At 62.2% G+C, this 18,921-nt stretch carries 16 protein-coding genes; 12 read left to right on the plus strand and 4 right to left on the minus strand.

What is annotated here, in order from left to right; genetic code table 11:
- Positions 1-89 precede the first annotated feature (89 nt).
- Positions 90-917: a MurR/RpiR family transcriptional regulator gene (locus AC0NIL_RS09575; protein ID WP_013529679.1), complete on the minus strand. Its 828-nt coding sequence runs from the start codon at positions 915-917 to the stop codon at positions 90-92.
- A 144-nt stretch (positions 918-1,061) separates the two neighbouring features.
- Here AC0NIL_RS09575 and AC0NIL_RS09580 point away from each other — a divergent pair, with 144 nt between their 5' ends.
- The 12 genes from AC0NIL_RS09580 (at position 1,062) to AC0NIL_RS09635 (ending at position 15,565) form a co-directional block, all read left to right on the plus strand.
- Entirely contained in the window at positions 1,062-1,880 is an 819-nt protein-coding gene (locus tag AC0NIL_RS09580; protein ID WP_024502760.1) for an N-formylglutamate amidohydrolase, read from the plus strand.
- 44 nt (positions 1,881-1,924) lie between these two features.
- Positions 1,925-3,481: an amino acid permease gene (locus AC0NIL_RS09585; RefSeq protein ID WP_473572545.1), complete on the plus strand. Its 1,557-nt coding sequence runs from the start codon at positions 1,925-1,927 to the stop codon at positions 3,479-3,481.
- 87 nt (positions 3,482-3,568) lie between these two features.
- Complete coding sequence (locus tag AC0NIL_RS09590) at positions 3,569-4,939, plus strand: glutamine synthetase family protein (protein ID WP_013529682.1); 1,371 nt, start codon at positions 3,569-3,571, stop codon at positions 4,937-4,939.
- Between the two features lie 127 nt (positions 4,940-5,066).
- Positions 5,067-6,455 (plus strand): aldehyde dehydrogenase family protein, encoded by a 1,389-nt coding sequence (locus tag AC0NIL_RS09595; protein WP_224621351.1) that lies wholly within the window; start codon positions 5,067-5,069, stop codon positions 6,453-6,455.
- A gap of 17 nt (positions 6,456-6,472) precedes the next feature.
- Positions 6,473-7,645, plus strand: coding sequence for an iron-containing alcohol dehydrogenase (locus tag AC0NIL_RS09600; protein ID WP_013529684.1), 1,173 nt, complete (start codon positions 6,473-6,475; stop codon positions 7,643-7,645).
- A 242-nt stretch (positions 7,646-7,887) separates the two neighbouring features.
- Positions 7,888-8,994, plus strand: coding sequence for an ABC transporter substrate-binding protein (locus AC0NIL_RS09605; RefSeq protein WP_013529685.1), 1,107 nt, complete (start codon positions 7,888-7,890; stop codon positions 8,992-8,994).
- Between the two features lie 183 nt (positions 8,995-9,177).
- A complete protein-coding gene (locus tag AC0NIL_RS09610; protein WP_224621361.1) occupies positions 9,178-9,972 on the plus strand; it encodes an ABC transporter permease in 795 nt (264 codons plus the stop codon).
- Positions 9,969-10,760 (plus strand): ABC transporter permease, encoded by a 792-nt coding sequence (locus tag AC0NIL_RS09615; RefSeq protein WP_013529687.1) that lies wholly within the window; start codon positions 9,969-9,971, stop codon positions 10,758-10,760. The genes AC0NIL_RS09610 and AC0NIL_RS09615 overlap by 4 nt, the downstream gene beginning before the upstream one ends.
- A gap of 16 nt (positions 10,761-10,776) precedes the next feature.
- A complete protein-coding gene (locus AC0NIL_RS09620; protein ID WP_013529688.1) occupies positions 10,777-11,841 on the plus strand; it encodes an ABC transporter ATP-binding protein in 1,065 nt (354 codons plus the stop codon).
- A 262-nt stretch (positions 11,842-12,103) separates the two neighbouring features.
- On the plus strand, positions 12,104-13,654 hold the full coding sequence (locus AC0NIL_RS09625) for a cation:proton antiporter (RefSeq protein ID WP_027161381.1): 1,551 nt from the start codon (positions 12,104-12,106) through the stop codon (positions 13,652-13,654).
- A gap of 166 nt (positions 13,655-13,820) precedes the next feature.
- Positions 13,821-14,723: an endonuclease/exonuclease/phosphatase family protein gene (locus AC0NIL_RS09630; RefSeq protein WP_027161382.1), complete on the plus strand. Its 903-nt coding sequence runs from the start codon at positions 13,821-13,823 to the stop codon at positions 14,721-14,723.
- Positions 14,720-15,565: an EamA family transporter gene (locus AC0NIL_RS09635; protein ID WP_337123683.1), complete on the plus strand. Its 846-nt coding sequence runs from the start codon at positions 14,720-14,722 to the stop codon at positions 15,563-15,565. The genes AC0NIL_RS09630 and AC0NIL_RS09635 overlap by 4 nt, the downstream gene beginning before the upstream one ends.
- Before the next feature lie 8 nt (positions 15,566-15,573).
- Here AC0NIL_RS09635 and AC0NIL_RS09640 read toward each other — a convergent pair whose 3' ends face one another.
- The 3 genes from AC0NIL_RS09640 to AC0NIL_RS09650 form a co-directional block, all read right to left on the minus strand.
- Positions 15,574-16,809, minus strand: a complete 1,236-nt coding sequence (locus AC0NIL_RS09640) for an MFS transporter (protein ID WP_013529692.1) — start codon at positions 16,807-16,809, stop codon at positions 15,574-15,576.
- A gap of 146 nt (positions 16,810-16,955) precedes the next feature.
- Positions 16,956-17,264, minus strand: coding sequence for a Dabb family protein (locus AC0NIL_RS09645; RefSeq protein ID WP_013529693.1), 309 nt, complete (start codon positions 17,262-17,264; stop codon positions 16,956-16,958).
- A 17-nt stretch (positions 17,265-17,281) separates the two neighbouring features.
- Entirely contained in the window at positions 17,282-18,910 is a 1,629-nt protein-coding gene (locus tag AC0NIL_RS09650) for a GMC family oxidoreductase (RefSeq protein WP_473572544.1), read from the minus strand.
- Positions 18,911-18,921 lie beyond the last annotated feature (11 nt).

Here is an 18,921-nt window from a genome sequence, read left to right on the forward strand (position 1 = left end):
CTTTATGACAATTCTCCGGGGGCTGCGCACATTAAATATATGTAACGTTTGAGAAAATATGCGTAACGCTTCGGATCATCGCATATGCACTAACGCAGACTTTCCATCTCGCGAATGCGTTTGGCGCCTTCTGCTTCCAGTTGCCTGGTGACGGCGCCGATCAGCGTTTCGGCGACGACGAAAAGGGCCGCCGATGAATCCCATGCCGACGGCACTGCGGTTCGTCCGGCGATGACATGGCGAGCAAGGCGGGCGATCGGCGACAGCCACTGGTCGGTGAACAGCACGATCTGCACGCCACGCTGATGCGCCTTCTCGGCGAAGCGGAGGAGGCTGTCCTGGTAGCGCCTGATGTCGAAGATGACCAGCACGTCGCGCTTGCCCATGTCGATCAGCCGGTCACGCCACATGCTTTCCTGCCCGGCGAGGTGAAAGACATCCGGCTGGATGATGGCGAGGTGGGCGGCCATGTAGCGCGCCAGCGGATCGGTGAAGCGGCCGCCGATCAGGAAGGTCTTGCCGCGCCGGTCCGCTAGCCGGGCGGCGATGTCGGCAAGCTGCTTGTCGGACAGGTGTCTGAATGTCTCGCGCATATTGTCGAGCGTCGCTTCCAGCATCGGCGACACGGTCCCGCCGCCGGGCGAGGGCGGATTGAGCGTCCTTGTCGCCGGCGATTGCAGTTGCGCCGCCAGTTCGTCCTGCAGGCTCGACTGGAACTCCGGATAGTTCTGAAAGCCCAACCGGGCGACGAAACGCAGGATTGTCGGCGAGGAAACGCCGGCTGCGGCCGAGAATTCAGCGACCGTTTTCAAGCCGATCATCGGGTAGAAGGCAATCAGTGTCTGGGCCGCGCGCCGTTCGCTGGCCGGCATCGTGCCGATGCGGTCGGCGATCAGTTCGGCAATGTTGGAAATCATCTTTTCCCCACCCTTGGCTCGGTCGATGGTCTTTTCCGAAATCGCATTTGACAAAGCCGGACAAACTGTATGAAATCATCCACAGGGACGCAATGAGGCAAAATACGTAACATACGATACAGCGCTCCCCGGGGACGGCAGAGTATGGAGAAAGCACGGCCCGCCAGCCTTGCATCGTCTGATACCGTAAGGGTGACGAACCCCGGCGGATCAAGCCCTTTCGTGCTGACCTGCGATCACGCCTCGAACTTCCTGCCCGCCGAATTCGGCACGCTCGGCCTTGCTGTCGAGGACCTGTCGCGCCACATCGCCTGGGATCCCGGCGCGCTGCCGGTTGCCCGCCGCATGGCGCAGGCGCTCGACGCGACGCTGGTCGAAACCCGCATTTCGCGCCTTGTCATCGACTGCAACCGGCCGCTTGACGCGCCCGACCTGGTGCCGCCGGTCAGTGAGACAACGGCCATACCGGGCAATGCCGGCCTGTCGGAAAGTGAGCGTGCCGCGCGTGTCGCGCTTTCGTGGCGCCCTTTCCACGATACGATTGCGGATATCATCAGCCACAGGCTGTCACACGGTCAGGAAACGCGGCTGGTTTCGGTCCATTCCTTCACGCCGGTATACAAGGGCCGCAACCGGCCCTGGCATATCGGCATCATCCATGACGAGGATCGCCGGCTGGCGGCGCCGCTGATATCGGCGCTGAAGCGGCTTTCCGGTGTCACCGTCGGGGTCAACGAGCCGTATTCACCTGATGACCGAGTCTATTTCACGCTGGAACGGCATGCGCGCTCGCGCGGACTGCCCTGCGCGATGATCGAAATCCGCAATGACGAAATCGCCGGCGAGACCGGGCAGCGGAAATGGGCGGATCTGCTCACGGGCATTTTTTCGGATCTGGAGCCAGAGGAGGCCGGACACACCAGATCGCATTCAGTCGGAAAGTCAGTTCAATCGGCTAGCTAGGGCGGGATCTCATCCCGACCCGAAAACCAACAGGGGACACTAAAATGGCAGCACCGGGTTATACTGAAGTTGACAAGGCGGAGGACGTAAAGCACCTCCACAGCATGGGCTATGCCCAGGAATTGGAGCGGCGCCTCAGTCGCTTTTCGAACTTCGCCGTTTCCTTCTCCATCATCTGCATCCTGTCGGGCGGCATCAATTCGCTGGCCCAGGCCACCTCCGGCGCCGGCGGCATCGGCATCGGCATCGGCTGGCTGGTCGGCTGCTTCGTTTCGCTGACCTTCGCGGTCGCCATGTCGCAGATCAGCTCGGCCTATCCGACGGCCGGCGGCCTCTATCACTGGGGTTCGATCCTCGGCAACCGCGGCACCGGCTGGGTCACCGCATGGCTCAATCTGCTCGGCCTGATCACCGTGCTCGGCGCCATCAATGTCGGCACCTGGACGTTTTTCATCGGCGCTTTCGGCCCGACGCTCGGAATCGAAGGTACGCTGACAAACCAGATGATCTTTCTGATCATCATCACCGGCGCGCAGGCGCTGATCAACCATCTCGGCATCAAGCTGACGGCGAAGCTGACCGATTTCTCGGGCTATCTCATCTTCTTCGGCTCGATCCTGATCGCCATCGTCTGCCTGGCTTCCGCTGAGACCTGGGATTTCAGCCGACTCTTCACCTTCAAGAACTATTCCGGGGACGCAGGCGCCGGCGTGTGGCCATCCGTCTCGAATGCCTGGGTGTTCGCGCTCGGCCTGTTGCTGCCGATCTACACGATCACCGGTTATGACGCTTCCGCGCACACCTCGGAGGAAACCATCAAGGCGGCTTCTTCCGTGCCGCGCGCCATGGTCATGTCGGTGATCTGGTCGGCCGTTTTCGGCTATCTGTTCCTGGCCGCCTTCGTGCTGATGATCCCGAACATGGACGATGCCGCCAAGCAGGGCTGGAACGTGTTCTTCTGGGCCTTCGACCAGCGCGTAAGCCCCGGCATCAAGGAGTTCGTCTACCTCGTCGTGTTCGTCGCGCAGCTGCTGTGCGGCCTTGCCACGGTGACGTCTGCCTCGCGCATGATCTTCGCCTTCTCGCGTGACGGCGGCCTGCCGGGTTCGGCGGCACTCGCCAAGGTCAGCCCGACCTACCGCACACCGGTGGCGGCGATCTGGACGGCTTCGATCCTGTCGGTGCTGTTCGTCTGGGGTTCGACGCTGGTTTCGGTCGCAGGCACTTCGGCCTACACCATCGTGGTTTCCTGCACCGTCATCTTCCTGTTCCTCTCCTTCACCGTGCCGATCGTGCTCGGCATGCTCGCCTGGGGCACGCCGAAGTGGGACAAGATGGGTCCCTGGAACATGGGGCGCGGCGTGTTCACGCTGTTCGCCTTCCTGTCGATCGTCTCAATGATCCTGATCTTCATCATCGGCATCCAGCCGCCGAACGATTGGGCGCTCTACATCACCGTCGGCTTCTTCATCCTGACGGCAGTCGTCTGGTTCGGCTTCGAGAAGCGCCGCTTCCAGGGGCCGCCGCTCGGCGACATCATTGCGGCGCGTCAGGCGGCCATCAAGGCGGCCGAACAGGCAGTCGGCGAAACCGGCCACTGACCTCGACCATCATGGCCATGGCCGGCATCGTGCCGGCCATGGTTTCGTTCAACTCATTCAAAGCCCAAGCGCTGGAGTGCCAAAGGAATGGCCGGAAATTTCTCGTTCGATCAGTTGAAGAAAGCGGTCTCCAGCGGTGAGATCGACACCGTGCTGGCCTGCATCGTCGACATGCAGGGACGGCTGGCGGGAAAACGCTTCCTGGCGCAGTACTTCGTCGATTCCGCGCATGACGAAACGCATGGATGCAACTATCTGCTGGCGGCCGACATCGATATGGAGCCGGTGCCGGGCTACAAGGCGGCGAGCTGGTCGAAGGGCTATGGCGATTTCGTCATGAAGCCGGATCTCGCCACACTGCGGCGCATTCCCTGGCTGGAAAAGACCGCGCTCGTGATCTGCGACGTGCTCGACCACCACACGCATGACGACCTGCCGCATTCGCCGCGCGCCATCTTGAAGAAGCAGGTCAAGCGGCTGAGCGAGCGCGGCTATATCGGCTATTTCGCATCCGAGCTCGAATTCTATCTGTTCAACGAGACCTACGATTCGGCCCGCAAGAAGCACTGGCAAGGTCTCGACACCGCATCGCCCTATATCGGCGACTACCAGATCGGCATCACCACCAAGGAAGAAGGCGTCATGCGCCGGCTTCGCAACGAAATGGAAGCGGCCGGCATTCCGATCGAGAATTCCAAGGGCGAGTGGGGTCCGGGCCAGGAAGAGATCAATGTGCGCTATGCCGAGGCGCTCGACATGGCCGACCGCCACGTCATCCTGAAGAACGGCGCCAAGGAAATCGCCGAGTCCGAGGGCAAGGCGATTTCGTTCATGTCCAAGTATAATTACGGGCTCGCCGGCAATTCCAGCCACATCCACAATTCGCTGTGGAGCGCCGACGGCAAGACACCGCTGTTCTTCGACAAAAAGGCCGACTGGACGCTGTCGACACTCGGCCAGCAATGGGCCGCCGGCCAGCTCAAATACGCCAAGGAATTCACCTGGTTCCTGGCGCCCTATATCAACTCCTACAAGCGCTTCCAGGCCGGCACCTTCGCGCCGACCAAGATCATGTGGAGCGAGGACAACCGCACCGCAGGCTTCCGCCTGTGCGGCGAGGGCACCAAGGGCATCCGCATGGAATGCCGCATCGGTGGCGCCGACCTCAACCCGTATCTTGCTTTCGCAGCCCTGATCGCCGCCGGCCTTGCCGGCATCGACGAAAAGCTGGAATTGCAGAAGCCGTTCGTCGGCGATGCCTATCAGGCATCTCGCCTGCCGGAGATTCCGAAGACGCTGCGCGATGCCACCGACACGCTGGCGAAGTCGAAGATGCTCAAGCAGGCGCTCGGCGAGGATGTGCTCGAACACTATGTCCACACCGCAAAGTGGGAGCAGTTCGAATACGACCGCCGGATTACGGATTGGGAACTGCACAGAGGGTTCGAGCGGTATTAGGTATCGACGGTTCGTCGGCGCCCCCCCTTCACTCTTAGCCTCTCCCCGTGGGGAGAGGCTGCCGGCAGGCAGACGAGGGGCAGCGCCAGGCCATACGATTTTGTTGTAGAATACGAGGACTTACAAAATGACCGAGACGGTCAAACTCATTACCCCCGTCGATGGCTCGATCTATGCCGAGCGGCCGATTGCTACAGACCAGGCGATCAACGCCGCAGTGGAACGCGCCAAGGCGGCGCAAGAGAAGTGGGCTGAGACACCTATCGTCGAGCGCGGCAAGTACATGTTGGCTATGCTGGAAGCGCTGGTCGCGATGACCGACGAGATCGTGCCGGAGATCGCCTGGCAGATGGGGCGCCCCGTGCGCTATGGCGGCGAATTCGGCGGCGTCAAGGAACGCACCAACTACATGGTCGAGATCGCCGAGCAGGCGCTCAAATCGGTGCCGGCCTCCAACCCCAAGGACGGTTTCCGCCGCTATGTGAAGAAAGACCCGCTCGGCGTCGTCATGGTGATCGCGCCGTGGAATTATCCCTATCTGACCGCCGTCAACACCATCGTGCCGGCGCTGATGGCCGGCAACACCGTGATCCTGAAGCATGCGGCGCAGACGCTGCTGGTCGGCGAGCGCTTTCAGCAGGCTTTCGACAAGATCGGCCTGCCCAAGGGCGTGTTCCAGAATGTCGTGCTGAACCACGCCCAGACCGAAAGGCTGCTCGGCTCGGGCAAGATCGACCACGTCAATTTCACCGGTTCGGTCGGCGGCGGCCGCGCCATCGAAAAGGCGGCGGCGGGCACCTTCATGACGCTCGGCCTCGAGCTTGGCGGCAAGGATCCGGCCTATGTGCTGCCCGACGCCAAGATGGACCATGCGGTCGCCAATCTGGTCGACGGCGCCTTCTACAATTCCGGCCAGTGCTGCTGCGGCATCGAACGCGTTTATGTGCACGAGAAGGTCTATGACGAATTCGTCGAAGGCTTCATCGCCGAGACAAAGAACTATGTCGTCGGCAATCCGCTCGATCAGGCGACGACGATGGGACCGATGGCGCAGGCGCGCTTTGCTGACCTGATCCGTGAACAGAAGGCGGAAGCGCTGCGCAAGGGTGCCAAGGCGCACATCAACATGAAGGTGGCTAACGACAAGGCTGGTTCGCCTTATCTGGCACCTGAGGTGCTGACAGAAGTCGATCATCAGATGAGCGTCATGCGCGAGGAAAGCTTTGGCCCGATCGTCGGCATCATGAAGGTGCGCAACGACGAAGAGGCGATCGCGCTGATGAACGACAGTCCCTACGGGCTGACCGCTTCGATCTGGACGCGCGATACCGAGCATGCCGTGGCGATCGGCAACCGCGTCGAGACCGGCACGGTGTTCATGAACCGCTGCGACTACCTCGACCCGGCCTTGGTCTGGACCGGCGTCAAGGACACCGGCAAGGGTGCGGGCTTGTCGGCCATCGGCTACGACAATCTGACCCGGCCGAAATCATTCCATCTGCGCGAAGCCATCTGATTTATTGAAAGACAAAAATGTCCAAGCTGATCTCCAAATGGAACTACCCCACCACCGTCCGCTTCGGCGCCGGCCGCATCAAGGAATTGCCTGAGGTGCTGGCGGCCACCGGCATCAAGCGGCCGTTGTTCGTCACCGACCCTGGACTGGCGAAACTGCCGGTCGTCGCCTCGACGCTGAAGATACTCGACGACGCCAAGGTTCCTTACGGCGTCTTCTCCGAGGTCAGGCCTAACCCGGTCGAGTCCAATCTGACCGCCGGCATCGCCGTGTTCAAGAAGGGCAAACATGACGGCGTCATCGCCTTCGGCGGCGGTTCGGCGCTCGATCTCGGCAAGCTGATCGCCTTCCAGGCCGGGCAGGTCAGGCCGGTATGGGATTTCGAGGATGTCGACGACTGGTGGACGCGCGCCAATTCAGACGCCATCGCGCCGATCATCGCCGTGCCCACCACCGCCGGGACCGGATCGGAAGTTGGCCGCGCCGGTGTTATCACCAATGAGGCGACGCACACCAAGAAAGTCATCTTCCATCCGAAACTTTTGCCAGCAATCGTTATTGCCGATCCGGAGCTGTCGGTCGGCATGCCCGGCTTCATCACCGCCGGCACCGGCATGGATGCGCTCGCCCACTGTCTCGAGGCCTATTGCGCGCCGGGCTATCATCCGATGGCCGACGGCATCGCCGTCGAAGGTGTGAGGCTGGTCTTCGAGAACCTGCCGAAGGCCTATGCCAACGGCAGGGATCTCGTCGCGCGCGCCCACATGATGAGCGCCGCCGCCATGGGCGCCACTGCCTTCCAGAAGGGGCTTGGCGCCATCCATTCGCTGTCGCATCCGGTCGGTGCGCTCTATGACACCCATCACGGCATGACCAATGCGGTGTTCATGCCCTATGTGCTCGCCTTCAACCGTGACTCCATCGAGGAGCGTATCGGCCGGCTCGCCGCCTATTGCGGCATCAAGGGCGGCTTCGACGGGTTCGCCAAGGCGATTATCAAGCTGCGCAAGGAATTGAAGGTGCCGCATGCGCTGCCGGGCCTTATCAAGGGGCTCGACATGGACAAGAAACGCAAGGCGCTGATCGCCGACATGGCGGTGGTCGATCCGACCGCCGGCGGTAACCCGGTCAAGCTGACCAAGAAGGCGGCGCTGACCTTGCTCGAAAACGCCATTGCCGGCACGGTCTGAGGCGTTTTCCGCGCCGCAAAGTGATCTGAAAAGGGGCTATGAAAACAAGGGGGAGGATGACGGGCAAGGCACAAACTAGTTAGCCGGAAAAAGAATCGCGGAGCGATTGCTACATCAGGTTAAAAAGAGTTTACTTTTTCGCACTGCGAGCAGCCGCTTTCACAAAGCTTTCATCTGGCTGTCACATGAAAACGATACCGCATCGCAGGCGTCCAACGGCGTCAGTTCAACGGAGAGAACACATGTTCAAGTTCACGGGGAAAGTGCTTTCCCTTTCGGCCGCGGCGCTTTTCGCGTCGACGGTGATTTCGTCCGCGGATTCGCTGGACGATCTCGTCAAGGCTGCCAAGGCGGAAGGCCAGCTCACCACCATCGCGCTGCCGCATGACTGGTGCGGCTATGGCGATGTCATCGCAGGTTTCAAGGCGAAGTATCCGGAAATCACCGTCAACGAACTCAACCCCGACGCCGGCTCCGGCGACGAGGTCGAGGCGATCAAGGCCAACAAGGACAACAAGGGCCCGCAGGCGCCCGACGTCATCGACGTCGGCCTGTCCTTCGGCCCGACCGCCAAGGCCGATGGCCTGATCCAGCCTTACAAGGTGTCGACCTGGGACTCGATCCCCGACAGCGCCAAGGATGCCGACGGCTTCTGGTACGGCGACTATTACGGCGTTCTGTCGTTCATGGTGAACAAGGACCTGATCAAGGAATCGCCCACCGACTGGGCCGACCTCTTGAAGCCGGAATTCGCCAACGCGGTCGCTCTTGCCGGCGATCCGCGCGTTTCAAACCAGGCCATCCAGGCTGTCTACGCCGCCGGCCTTTCCGGTGGCGCCGCAGCCGGTGAAGCTGCCGGCACTGCTGGCCTAGACTTCTTCAAGAAGCTCAACGCCGCCGGCAATTTCGTTCCGGTCGTAGGCAAGCCGGCAACGCTTGCCCAGGGTCAGACCCCGATCCTGATCAACTGGGACTACAACGCGCTCGCCGGCCGCGACACGCTGAAGGGCAACCCGCCCGTCGACGTCATCGTGCCGAAGACCGGCGTCGTCGCCGGCGTCTACGTGCAGGCGATCAGCGCCTACGCGCCGCATCCGAATGCAGCCAAGCTGTGGATGGAATACCTCTATTCCGACGAAGGCCAGATCGGCTGGCTGAAGGGCTATTGCCACCCGATCCGCTTCAACGATCTCGCCAAGAACGGCAAGATCCCGGCGGACGTGCTGGCCAAGCTGCCGCCGGCGGAATCCTATGCCTCGGCCGCGTTCCCGTCGCTCGACGAGCAGGCTAAGGCCAAGGAAGCTATCAGCAAGAACTGGGACGCCACTGTCGGCGCCAACGTCAAGTAAGACTTGAAATCGGGCGGCCGCGAGGCCGCCCGGTCCTTCCTCGAAGACGGTAGCCGGCGCATGACCGATCTCTCGCTTTCAAATCAGGCATTCGCCACCAAGCCGGTGCCGCCGAAGGAGGCGACCGCCTTCCGCTTGCCGACGCAATGGATAGGCGTGGCGCCGTTCTTCATCTTTGCCCTAATGTTCTTGATCCTGCCCACGCTCTATCTCGTCGTGGGAGCCTTCCGGAACGGTGAAGGCGGGTTCACGCTCGACAATATTCTGCAGCTGGTCAGCGATCCGTCGATCAGCAATTCCTACTGGTCTTCGATCAAGATCAGTTTCTGGTCGGCCATCATCGGGGCGTTTGCCGGGCTCGCCATCGCGATCGCGATCGTGCGCGGCGGACTGCCAAGCTGGACGCGCTCCGCGACCCTGACGTTTTCGGGCGTCGCCTCGAATTTTGCCGGCTTGCCGCTCGCCTTCGCGTTCCTGGCTACGCTCGGCCGTGTCGGTATCGTCACGACGCTTCTGCGTGACGTGCTCAACATCAACATTTACGCGATGGGCTTCAATTTTCTCACCACAACGGGCCTGATCGCGGTCTATCTGTTCTTTCAGATTCCCCTGATGGTGGTCATCATCGTGCCAGCCATCGACGGCTTGAAGAAGGAGTGGGGCGAGGCTGCGGCCACGCTCGGTGCCACGCAGGCGCAGTACTGGCGCATGGTTGTCATCCCTGTGATATGGCCGAGTTTTCTCGGTACGGTCATCCTGTTGTTTGCGAACGCCTTCGGCGCCATCGCCACCGCTTATGCGTTTGCCGGTCCGACGCTTAATATCGTTCCGATCAAGCTCTACTCGCAGATGAACGGCGACGTGCTGCACAACCCGCAACTCGCTTATGCCATAGCCTTTGGCATGATCGTCATCACCGGGCTTGCGAATGTCTTCTACATCTGGTTTCGAACTCGGTCCGAAAGGTGGCTCAAATGAAGTCGGGTAAGTTCTGGGCCTGGGTCGTCTTTGTTGTCGGGGCCGCCTATTTCTTTATTCCGTTGATGGCGACGGTCGAGTTCTCGCTGCGCATGCGGCGCGGCGTCCACTCCTTCGACGCCTATCAAGTCGTGCTGGGAGACGCGCGCTTCCAGTCAACTTTCCTTTTTTCAGTCATCGCTGCGCTCTGCACCATTATCCTGGGGGTGCTGATCGTGGTGCCGGCGGCATACTGGATCCGGCTGCGTCTGCCTCAGCTCAGGCCAATCGTCGAATTCATCACCCTTTTGCCGCTGGTCATTCCGGCAATCGTCATCGTCTTCGGCTATATCAGGATGTACGGCTCGAACTCGCCGCTGCCATTCTTGGCAAGCAATTGGGGTGCGAACGCGTTGCTTGTCATTGGCTATACGACGCTGTCTCTGCCTTACATGTATCGGGCCGTTGACACCGGTCTGCGCACCATCGATGTGCGTACGCTGACCGAAGCCGCGCAAATTCTGGGTGCGGGCTGGGGCACCATCATCACCCGCGTCATCCTGCCCAATGTGCTGATCGCGGTGCTGTCCGGCGCATTCCTGACTTTCGCCATCGTCATTGGCGAGTTTACAATGGCCAGCCTGCTCAGCCGTCCGGCTTTCGGCCCGTATCTGCAGAACATCGGCGCCAACCGTGCATACGAGCCCGCAGCCCTTGCAGTGATCGCCTTCGCCATCACCTGGGGCTGCATGTCGCTGATCCAGATCCTGTCCCGCTTCGCGCCGAAATCGGCGAACCGCCCAAATTGATCGAGAGAACCACGCCATGGCCGACCCATTCCTCTCCATCCAGCACGTTCGAAAATCTTTCGGCGCCACCACGGTGGTGGAGGATTTCAATCTCGACGTAGAGCGCGGCGAATTCGTCTCCTTCCTCGGGCCATCCGGCTGCGGCAAGACGACGGTGTTGCGCATGGTTGCCGGTTTCGAGGAGCCGAGCGCGGGCACGATCGTCGTCAGCGGCAAGGACATTACGAGACTGAAGCCCAACCAGCGCAATGTCGGCATGGTGTTCCAGGCCTATGCGCTGTTCCCGAACCTGACCGTGGCGCAGAATATCGGCTTCGGCTTGAAGGTCGCTGGCATGCCGAGGGCGGACATCGATGCCCGCGTCGCCGAGATGCTCGGCATCATCAAGCTGCCGCAGATGGCGGATCGCTATCCCTACCAGCTCTCGGGCGGCCAGCAGCAGCGCATCGCGCTAGCCCGCGCCATCGCGCCGAAGCCAAAGCTGCTGCTGCTCGACGAGCCGCTGTCGGCGCTAGACGCCAAGGTGCGCGTGTCGCTGCGCGAGGAAATCCGGTCGATCCAGAAGAAGCTCGGCATCACCACCATCTTCGTCACGCACGACCAGGAAGAAGCGCTGTCGATCTCGGACCGCATCGCCGTCATGTATGGCGGCAAGGCCGAGCAGGTCGGCACGCCATTCGAGATCTACAATCGGCCGGCAACCAAATTCGTCGCCAATTTCGTCGGCACGCTGAATGTGCTGGAAGGCACCGTCACCGATGCCGCCGCGGGCACGGTGCGGGTCAATTCCGAACAGGTCTCGCTCAAGGGCAAGCTCAACGGTTCCAAGTCGGGCGACACGCTGTCCCTGGCGCTGCGTCCGGAAGCTATTTCGCTGGGCCGCCAGCCTGGCCGTGACTCCAGCCTATCCGGAGAAATCTCCGAAGTGCATTTCCTCGGATCGGTCATCCGGGTTCGTGTCGGCATCGGCGGCAACACGGTCTCGCTCGACACGTTCAACAGCCCGGCAACGCCGCCCCCCGCAGTTGGTGAGAAGGCCGAGATCTCGTTTTCTTCGAGCGATATGCTCGTGCTGCACTAGGCTGCTGCGCTTGTTTGGAATGAATGGCTGTATCCCGGTTAGCGAAGGGGGAAGGATGCTTCCGCCCGCGTGGCATGGGCTGCAGTGCAGGGAAGTCCGCGTTTAAGCGCGCCCCATATCAGATGATTTCAATGTCGGTGTGGACGGCGATTTGTCAGGAAGCAATTCGAGGTATTTTCTGCCGGCTCGAGCTTGCCGGGCAATCAACAATTTCCAGCCGCTTTGCCGCTGCCAGAATCTCGCTTCCCGGCTATAAGAGGCCATGGTTCTTTTCGAACTGACACTCGTTCTGCTGTTGATCGCCGTTGCGCTGACGGCGCTGTCGCGGCGCGTGCAGGTTCCTTATCCCTCTTTGCTGGCGCTGGCAGGGGTGGCCATCGCCTTCGTGCCTGGCGTGCCGACCATCGAGATCGACCCGGAACTGGCGCTTGCCCTGTTCATCGCGCCGGTGCTGCTCGACGCCGCCTATGACACGTCGCTGCGCGATCTCAACCGCTACAAGGTACCGCTTGTGCTGCTGGCGCTTGGTGCCGTCCTTTTCACGACAGCGACGGTGGCGCTGGCCGGCTGGGCGATGGCAGGTCTGCCGATTGCCGCGGCCATAGCGCTTGGCGCCATCGTGGCGCCGCCCGATGCGGTTGCGGCATCGGCCGTGCTTGGCCAGTTCAAGGTGCCGCATCGCATCACTGCCATTCTGCAAGGCGAGAGCCTGCTTAACGACGCCACCGCGCTGCTGATTTACCGAATGGCGATTTCTGCGGCAGCAGGCTCCATTCTGCTGAGCAGCGCCGTTCCGATGATCCTGCTGTCCACGCTCGGCAGTCTTGCGGCCGGCTATCTGCTTGGCCGGTTGTCTCTGATGACGCTGGGCCGGATCGAGGACCCGGCGAGCGGCACTGTGGTGCAATTTGCCGGCACGTTCGGGGTCTGGATCCTGGCCGACAGGATCGGACTGTCGGCCATCATCACCATAGTCGTCTATGCCATGACGATCGCCCGCACCGCGCCGCGCCGCATGCCGGCCAGAAACCGCATCAGCTCTTATTCCGTCTGGGAAACGGCGGTCTTCGTGCTCAATGTTCTGGCTTTCGTGCTGATGGGCCTGCAGGCGCGTACGATCGTCGGCCGGCTTGCCGGGCAGGGGCAGACCGATGCGTTCGTCCTGGCCGGGACAGTGCTCGCCATCGTCATCGTCTCACGCTTCGTCTGGGTTCTGGGGTGCGGCGCGATCATCAGGTGGTTTGACCGTTTCGGCGTGGCTGATCGTCAGCGTGACGCTCCGTCGTTTCGTGGCGGCGTGCTGATCGGCTGGTGCGGGATGCGCGGTTTGGTGACGCTTGCGGCGGCATTCGCCCTGCCGGCTGAATTCCCGGCCCGCGACCCGATCGTGCTCGCTGCCTTCACGGTCGTCCTCGGCACGCTGGTGCTACAAGGCATGAGCCTGAAGCCGCTGCTGCGCCTTTTGAACCTCAACCCTGACGAAACGGTCGACCGCGAGGTTGCGCAGGCGCGTGTTGTGGTCATGCAGGCGGCGCTCGACATATTGAGCGGCAAGACATCGGACGCGGCGGCCGCGGTGCGCGAGCAATATGCCGCTCAACGCAAGATCGCCAAAAACCCCGACGATGCCCAGGCGGCGACCGAGTATGACCGCTTGCGTCTTTATGCGATCAAGAGCCAGCGCGACGCGCTGGAGGAATTGCGCCGCAATGGGACGATTGGCGACGAAGCCTATCATCGCCTTGAGGAAGAGATCGACTGGACCGAACTGGCCGCGTCGCCACCCGGCCGGTTCCAGCCGCTGAATACTTGAGGCATCGCACGCCGTTTTCCGGCGCACGGAAGATACCGAAGTGCTTCGGGATCGGTGCATGATCCCGGTCAGGGGCAAGGCTGGTCCAAGCCACGTCCATTCTCCTGCACATTGCAACCGCGGCATCGAACCGCTACTGCCAACACGAAATTGAGCCGGATAAGCAATGAAGCTGGTCAGCTACAACATCCAGTACGGGTTCGGCAGCGACGGGCGCTACGATCTTTCGCGCGCCGCGCGCATCGTTGCCGGCGCCGACGTCATTGCACTGCAGGAAGTCGAGCGTCACTGGCAGCGCAGCAATTTCGACGATCAGCCGGAACTGCTTTCCAGCCTGCTGCCCGACTATCACTGGGTCTATGGCCCGGCCTTCGACATGGACGCCAGCGAGCGGCATGACGGCCGCCTGGTCAACCGGCGCCGCCAGTTCGGCACCATGGTGCTGTCGAAACTGCCGATCGTCTGGTCGCGGCTGCATGCGCTGCCGATGCGCCGCACGCTGCGGCCGCTCAACACCCGCAATGCAGCACTTGAATGCATGATCCGCACGCCGGCAGGGCCGGCGCGGGTGTTGTCGCTGCATCTCGCCCATATCGCGGCCGAGGAGCGGCTGGAGCAGATCGACTATCTCCTGGCCGAGCATCGCCGGGCACCGTCCGACGGCGGGCCGTGGAGCGGCGTCGACGACGAGCCCACGCGCAACTGGACCAGCGGCGAAGCGGAGCCGGAAAACCCGCTGGCGGCGATCTGGATGGGCGATTTCAACATGGAGCCGGGCAGCGCCGAATATCGCCGCATCGTCGGCAGCACGCCCTACCATCGGGGTGCCGCCTATCTCAGCGGTTTCGTCGATGCCGCCGCTGTTGCCGGGGAGCCGGTTCCGGACTTCCACACCCATGTGAAGACCATCGACGGCAGACTGGCAAAGCGCCGGCTCGACCATTGCTTCGTCGGCGGCATGTTCGCCGGGCGGGTGCGTTCGATCGGTGCCGATATCGACGAGGTTGCGTCGGATCATTTTCCGTTGCGGGTCGACATCGACCTGGAAACGCCCGGCATTGCCACATGACGCTTTTCGTCTTTTTCGCAGTGCTTGCCGCCGCCGCCATGCACGCGATCTGGAACGCGCTGGTCAAGGTCCATCTCGACCGCTTCCTGTCGATCACGCTGATGACGCTCGGCATGGGCGCGGCGGCACTCGTGGTGCTGCCCTTCGTCGAAGTGCCGAAGGCGGAGGTGTGGCCCTACATCATCGCCTCCGTCATTTTCCACATGGGCTACCGCACCTTCCTGATCGGCGCCTACAAGGCGGGCGATTTCGCCCAGACCTATCCGCTGGCGCGGGGCACCGCACCTCTGCTCTCGGCCTTTGGCGGCATGTTCGTCGTTGCCGAGATTCCCGGCCCGTTCGCCATGCTCGGCATCTTCCTGTTGTCGGCCGGCACGCTGGTGATGTCGTTTCGTGGCGGCGCATATCTGGAAAAACTCAATCTGCGCGCGGTTGGCTTCGCACTGGGCACTTCCATCTTCATTGCCAGTTACACGCTGTCCGACGGCAGCGGCGCACGGCTGGCGGCAACCGCGCAGAGCTATGCAGCCTGGCTGTTCATCTGCGATGCTTTTGGCGCCTTGGTGCTGTGCCTCATCTTCCGCGGGCCGAAGGCGCTGCCGGTGTTGGCGCGCGACTGGAAGGCAGGACTGTTCACGGGCGTGCTCAGCGGCGCCGCCTACTGGATCGTCATGTGGGCGATGACCAAGGCGCCGATCGCCTCCGTGGCCTCGCTGCGCGAAACCTCGATCCTGTTTGCCATGATGATCTCGGTCTTCGCTCTCGGCGAAAAAATGACCGGCTGGCGCGGTGCCGCCGCGCTCAGCATCGTCGCCGGTGTCGTTGCGCTCAGGCTCGGCTGATTTCGACCCTAATTGAGTACGGTCATCAACTGGCCACGTCGTTCTGGACTGAAACGTATGACGACGATGATGCAGATGGCGACCACGCCTGCGAACAGCGCCAGGGCATAGCCATAGCTGCCTCCGGCGCTTTCCGCGATTCCTGCCTGATAGGGGCCGCCATAGGACGCGGCGAGATTGCCCGCCTGATAGATAAAGCCGGGCAAGGTCGCCCGCACCGCCCCGGGCGAAAGCTCGTTGAGGTGCACGGGGATGACGCCCCAGGCGCCCTGGACCGCGACCTGCATGACGAAGGCGCCGATGGCGAGCATGAACGGCGTGGTCGAGTAGGCCCATAGCGGGATCGACGGCAAGGCGATCAGGCAGGCCAGCGTGATGGCGTTGACGCGGCCGATCTTTTCGGACAGCGCGCCGAACGCCAGGCCGCCGACGATGGCGCCGATATTGGCGACGATGGTGATCCAGCTCACCGTATGCGGATCGAAGCCGTGCTGCTTCTTCAGGAAGGTCGGGTAGAGGTCCTGCGTGCCATGACTGAAGAAATTGAAGAACATCATCAGCACGACGGCATAGAGCGCGACACCCCAGTGTTTCTGCAGGGTTTCCCACATGCCCGGTCGAGCCGTCTTCTGCGCTTCGACGAAGGCCGGCGATTCCGGCACATGCGAGCGGATGAAGAGCACAATCAGCGCCGGCACGAAGCTGAGCAGGAACATGGCGCGCCAGCCGATCGTGTAGCCGCCGATCGTCTGCTGATAGAGCAGGCCATAGACCACCGCCGCCAGCAGATAGCCGGCCGGATAGCCGCATTGCAGGATGCCGGAGACCATGCCGCGTGCGCTCGGCGGAATGGATTCCATGGCCAGCGAACTGCCAAGCCCCCATTCGCCGCCCATGGCGATGCCGAACAGCGCACGCAGGGCGAGGAAGATGCCGAGATTGGGCGAGAAGGCGGCCAGCGCGCCGATCACCGAATAGCTCACGATGTTGAGCATGAGGATCGGCTTGCGCCCGTATTTGTCGGCAAGCATGCCGAAGAAGAACGCGCCGATGAAGCGTGTGGCCAAGGTCAGGAACAGCGCCTTGGAGACCGCGGGCACGTCGGCGTGGAATTCGGTCGCGATATCGGTGAGCAGGAATGTCAGAAGGAAGAAATCGAAAGCATCGAGCGTCCAGCCCAGGAACGAGGCGAGCACGGTCTTCTTCTGCTGCGAATTAAGGGGCAAATCTTCCTCCTCCACCATCATCGATATGAGGAATTATCAGCCAGTTCAGGGAAGACCGGTGGTCACTTTTTCGCGCGGCTCATTTGATCGAACGCCCGCTGAGGTGCAATGAGGAGCGACCGGTGCCATCTGTCGATGAACTCGATCGTGGCTTGACGGTGAGTCTAGATTTCGAGATCAAACACCATCAGCCCGTCCGTGCCGCCTTCCAGGGCAGCGACCAGGCGTGCGCCGGCGCGCTGGTGCGCTTCATGCACAAGATAGGCATCGCGCGCGGCAGCATCGCGGAAGTCGATGGTGAAGCCATGGGTGAAGCCGCGTGCGAACGGCTCCGGGCTGACATTGGCGCTGAATTTTACGGCGTCCATGCCGTCGATCAGCTGTCGCAGCGCCTCGAGATCGGCATGGACCGCCGTGCGCTCGGTAGCGGCGACATCATTGCGAAATCTAGCGAAAACACAGTGCCTGATCATGTCTTGCTCCTCAGCGGCTAATCAGCCCGGTTTCCGGAAAACACCGCCGGCGGCAGCGGCTCGCGGCCGAGGACCAGATCGGCTCCTTTTTCACCGACCATTATTGTCGGCGCATTGGTGTTGGATGAAGGCACGCGCGGCATCACCGAGGCATCGCAAACGCGCAGGCCCTCGATGCCGCGCAACCGCAGATCCGGTGTCACCACGGCCATGTCGTCATGGCCCATGCGGCAGGTGCCAACCGGGTGATGGTCGGTTTTGGAGGTGCGGCAGGCATAGTCGAACAGCTCGTCGTCGCTGGCGAGCGACGGCCCGGGCAGCACTTCGCGCAGCACGTAAGGGGCAAGCGCCTTCTGCCGCATGATCTGGCGCGCCAGTCGCAGCCCCTTGATCGACATGGCGCGGTCATAGGGATCGGACCAGTAGTTCGGATCGATCAGCGGGTGGTCGGCCGGGTCGGCACTCTTCAGCCGCACCGTGCCGCGTGAGCGCGGCCGCAGGAAGGCCGAGTTCAGGGTGACACCTGGATTGTTCAGCTTCTCGACGCCGGCCTCGATGCCGGATCCCAAGCCGAGATGGAACTGAATGTCGGGCGAGGCGGCGGTCGGGTCGGCGTACCAGAAGCCGCCGGTCTCGAACAGGCTGGAGGCCACCGGGCCTTTCTTCAGCAGCAGATATTGCAGACCGGCCCAGGCCGTGCGGTGCAGCTTGGCGTAGTTGTCATAGGTGTGATCGCCGGTGCATTCGGCGATGACGAACAAATCGAGATGGTCCTGCATGTTGGAGCCGACGCCGGGCAGGTCATGCACCGGCGTCACGCCGACCGACTTCAGATGGTCCGCGGGGCCGATCCCCGACTGCATCAGGAGCCTCGGCGAGCCGATGGCGCCGGACGAGACGATCACCTCGCGTTCGGCGCGCAGGATTTTCTTCTCGCCGCCCGGCCTGTCGACCACCTCGACGCCGATAGCGCGACCGTTCTCGACGACGATGCGCGTCACCAGCACATCGGTTCGGACGGTCAGATTCTTGCGGGCGCGGATCGGCTTCAAATAGGCGACTGAAGCGGACGAGCGCCGGGCATCCTTCTGGGTCAACTGGTAGTAGCCGACGCCTTCCTGGGCAGCGCCGTTGAAGTCCGGGTTGAAGGGGATGCCCATCTCCTGGCCGGCACGGAAATAGGCCTCGCAGATAGGCAGCGGCGAAATCGGGTTGGACACGCCGAGCGGGCCCTGGTCGCCATGAAAGTCGTTGGCGTAGCGCTGGTTGTTTTCGGCGCGCTTGAAATAGGGCAGCACGTCGCGATAGCCCCAGCCGGCGAGGCCTTCTTCCTTCTCCCAGGCGTCGTAGTCGCGGGCATTGCCGCGCGTGTAGATCTGCGCGTTGATGGACGAGCCGCCGCCGACCACCTTGGCCTGCGTGTACCAGAAGACGCGGTCCTTCATGTGCTTTTGCGGCACGGTCGACCAACCCCAGGAAGCAATGCCTTTGGTCATCTTGGCGAAGCCCGCCGGCAGGTGGATGTAGGGGTGCCAGTCCTTGCCGCCGGCTTCCAGCAGCAGGACCGAATTGCTGGGATCTTCGCTCAGCCGGTTGGCCATAACGCAGCCGGCAGGACCGGCGCCCACGATGATATAGTCAGTCATTTCCTGATCCA

This window comes from Mesorhizobium sp. WSM1343 (genome assembly GCF_055901535.1).

What these genes read in the sequence shown, in the direction of transcription:
- AC0NIL_RS09575 (WP_013529679.1), bottom strand. Translation starts at nt 917, where the DNA reads ATGATTTCCAACATTGCCGAACTGATCGCCGACCGCATCGGCACGATG.
- AC0NIL_RS09580 (WP_024502760.1), top strand. Translation starts at nt 1,062, where the DNA reads ATGGAGAAAGCACGGCCCGCCAGCCTTGCATCGTCTGATACCGTAAGG.
- AC0NIL_RS09585 (WP_473572545.1), top strand. Translation starts at nt 1,925, where the DNA reads ATGGCAGCACCGGGTTATACTGAAGTTGACAAGGCGGAGGACGTAAAG.
- AC0NIL_RS09590 (WP_013529682.1), top strand. Translation starts at nt 3,569, where the DNA reads ATGGCCGGAAATTTCTCGTTCGATCAGTTGAAGAAAGCGGTCTCCAGC.
- AC0NIL_RS09595 (WP_224621351.1), top strand. Translation starts at nt 5,067, where the DNA reads ATGACCGAGACGGTCAAACTCATTACCCCCGTCGATGGCTCGATCTAT.
- AC0NIL_RS09600 (WP_013529684.1), top strand. Translation starts at nt 6,473, where the DNA reads ATGTCCAAGCTGATCTCCAAATGGAACTACCCCACCACCGTCCGCTTC.
- AC0NIL_RS09605 (WP_013529685.1), top strand. Translation starts at nt 7,888, where the DNA reads ATGTTCAAGTTCACGGGGAAAGTGCTTTCCCTTTCGGCCGCGGCGCTT.
- AC0NIL_RS09610 (WP_224621361.1), top strand. Translation starts at nt 9,178, where the DNA reads ATGTTCTTGATCCTGCCCACGCTCTATCTCGTCGTGGGAGCCTTCCGG.
- AC0NIL_RS09615 (WP_013529687.1), top strand. Translation starts at nt 9,969, where the DNA reads ATGAAGTCGGGTAAGTTCTGGGCCTGGGTCGTCTTTGTTGTCGGGGCC.
- AC0NIL_RS09620 (WP_013529688.1), top strand. Translation starts at nt 10,777, where the DNA reads ATGGCCGACCCATTCCTCTCCATCCAGCACGTTCGAAAATCTTTCGGC.
- AC0NIL_RS09625 (WP_027161381.1), top strand. Translation starts at nt 12,104, where the DNA reads ATGGTTCTTTTCGAACTGACACTCGTTCTGCTGTTGATCGCCGTTGCG.
- AC0NIL_RS09630 (WP_027161382.1), top strand. Translation starts at nt 13,821, where the DNA reads ATGAAGCTGGTCAGCTACAACATCCAGTACGGGTTCGGCAGCGACGGG.
- AC0NIL_RS09635 (WP_337123683.1), top strand. Translation starts at nt 14,720, where the DNA reads ATGACGCTTTTCGTCTTTTTCGCAGTGCTTGCCGCCGCCGCCATGCAC.
- AC0NIL_RS09640 (WP_013529692.1), bottom strand. Translation starts at nt 16,809, where the DNA reads ATGGTGGAGGAGGAAGATTTGCCCCTTAATTCGCAGCAGAAGAAGACC.
- AC0NIL_RS09645 (WP_013529693.1), bottom strand. Translation starts at nt 17,264, where the DNA reads ATGATCAGGCACTGTGTTTTCGCTAGATTTCGCAATGATGTCGCCGCT.
- AC0NIL_RS09650 (WP_473572544.1), bottom strand. Translation starts at nt 18,910, where the DNA reads ATGACTGACTATATCATCGTGGGCGCCGGTCCTGCCGGCTGCGTTATG.